At 68.4% G+C, this 2,019-nt stretch carries 2 protein-coding genes; both read right to left on the bottom strand.

What is annotated here, in order from left to right; genetic code table 11:
• Positions 1-142, bottom strand: a 142-nt coding sequence (locus tag AC1D1S_RS20895) for an alpha-E domain-containing protein (RefSeq protein ID WP_476995418.1), incomplete at its 3' end; no start/stop codon positions are given.
• Positions 135-1,733 carry a circularly permuted type 2 ATP-grasp protein gene (locus AC1D1S_RS20890; RefSeq protein WP_476995417.1) on the bottom strand — a complete coding sequence of 533 codons (1,599 nt, stop codon included), beginning with the start codon at positions 1,731-1,733 and terminating at the stop codon, positions 135-137. The genes AC1D1S_RS20890 and AC1D1S_RS20895, both read right to left, overlap by 8 nt.
• Between the last annotated feature and the right edge of the window lie 286 nt (positions 1,734-2,019).

The raw sequence follows: 2,019 nt of genomic DNA, 5'->3' as shown, positions 1-2,019 counted from the left end.
GTTCCTGCGCCACGCTGCGCTGTTCCTCCATGGGCAGATGGTTGAGCCGTTCGAGGTGGACGTCGAGGATCCGGGCGGTGCCGTCGGCCCGTTCCACGTAGCGGCCGATCCAAAACAGTGACTCGGCAATACGGCTAAGCATTCGCGGTTACCTCCTGCGCGTCAGAAATCTGCTGCTGCTGTTGCTGCTCTTTCTGGCTGTCGCGCCAGTTGCTCTCCACCGGCCAGACCGAAAYCCGCTCGCGGACTGCGATGGTGGGCCGCGGGATCACTTCGACGGGGACCTGCGGGGAGTCGGCCAGGACCCAGGTGTCCTTGGAACCGCCGCCCTGGCTGGAATTGACGATCAGCGAGCCCTCCTTGAGCGCCACACGGGTCAGTCCGCCGGGGAGAACCCAGACGTCCTCGCCGTCATTGACGGCGAAGGGGCGCAGGTCCACGTGCCGGGGGCCGAACTTGTCGCCGCTGAGCGTCGGCACCGTGGACAGCTGCAGGACTGGCTGGGCGATCCATCCGCGGGGGTCGGCGATGATCCGCTTGCGCAGGGCGTCGAGTTCGTCCCTGGACGCGTCCGGGCCGATCACGAGGCCCTTGCCGCCCGAGCCGTCCACCGGTTTGACCACGAGCTCGTCCAGGCGGTCCAGTACGTGTTCCCGGGCCTCCTTCTCTTCGAGCCGGAAGGTGTCCACGTTGGCGATCACGGGCTCTTCGTTGAGGTAGTACCGGATGAGGTCGGGCACGTAGCTGTAGACCAGCTTGTCATCGGCGACGCCGTTGCCCACGGCGTTGGCGATCGTGACGCCGCCGGCGCGGGCGGCGTTGACCAGGCCGGGGCAGCCGAGCATGGAATCGGCACGGAACTGCAGCGGGTCCAGGAATTCGTCGTCGATGCGTTTGTAGATGACATCCACGCGCTGCTCGCCCGCCGTGGTGCGCATGTAGACCCGGTTGCCGCGGCAGATGAGGTCGCGGCCCTCGACGAGTTCGACACCCATGAGTCCGGCGAGCAGGGTGTGCTCGAAGTAGGCGCTGTTGAACACGCCGGGGGTCAGGACCACCACGGTGGGATCGTCGACGCCGGAGGGTGCCGTCTTCCGCAGGGCGGACAGGAGCCGGCGGGGGTACTCCTCGACCGGACGGATGAGCTGCTGGCCGAAAGCCTCCGGCAGGCCCTTGGCCATGGCCCGGCGGTTCTCGAGGACGTAGCTGACGCCCGAGGGCACGCGCACGTTGTCCTCCAGGACCCGGAACGTGCCCTCGGCGTCGCGGACGACGTCGATTCCGGAAATGTGGACCCGGACGCCGCCGGCCGGCTCAAAGCCGTGCACCTGGCGGTGGAAGTGCGCGCTCGTCGTGACGAGCTGGCGCGGGATGACGCCGTCGGAGACCACGGTCATCTTGTCGTAGACGTCATTGAGGAAGGCTTCAAGGGCGCGGACGCGCTGGGCCACACCGCGTTCCAGGACGCTCCACTCATCGGCGGGGATCACGCGGGGGACGATGTCCAGGGGGAAGGGCCGTTCCTCACCCGCGAAGTCGAAGGTCACGCCGCGGTCCAGGAAGGTCCGGGCCATGGAATCGGCGCGGGCGCTGACGTCAGCCAACGAGAGTTCGCGCAGGGCCAGGGCCACCTGYCCGTAGGATCTCCGGGCCTGCTGGCCGGGGGCAAACATCTCGTCGTAGGCGCCGGTGCGGCCGGCGGCCTCGGAGTATTCCTGGAATAGGTCAGACATGGTCACTAGCCAACCACTTTTTTGTTCTGAAATCATTTCGGCGGCCCGCGGCGCGGCGCTCAGTGCTGGCCGCGCAGTCCGGGCCGCCTGCCKGGACGGCTGCGGTTACGGCTTTTCCGGCCGGGTACGGCAATGTAGGGGCGTGCCCCTGAAGAGATCCGCCACCGCCTCAGCCCTGAGAGAGGCCGCGCCAGGCCTGGCCGGCGCCGCGGCGGCCGTCGCCGTCGCCGTCGCCGCCCACCTGCTCCTTCCCGCGCTGCCGGCGATGACAATGGCCGTGCTCCTC

This window comes from Arthrobacter sp. P1_A5 (genome assembly GCF_056406825.1).
This window is presented reverse-complemented; position numbering and strand designations above follow the sequence as displayed.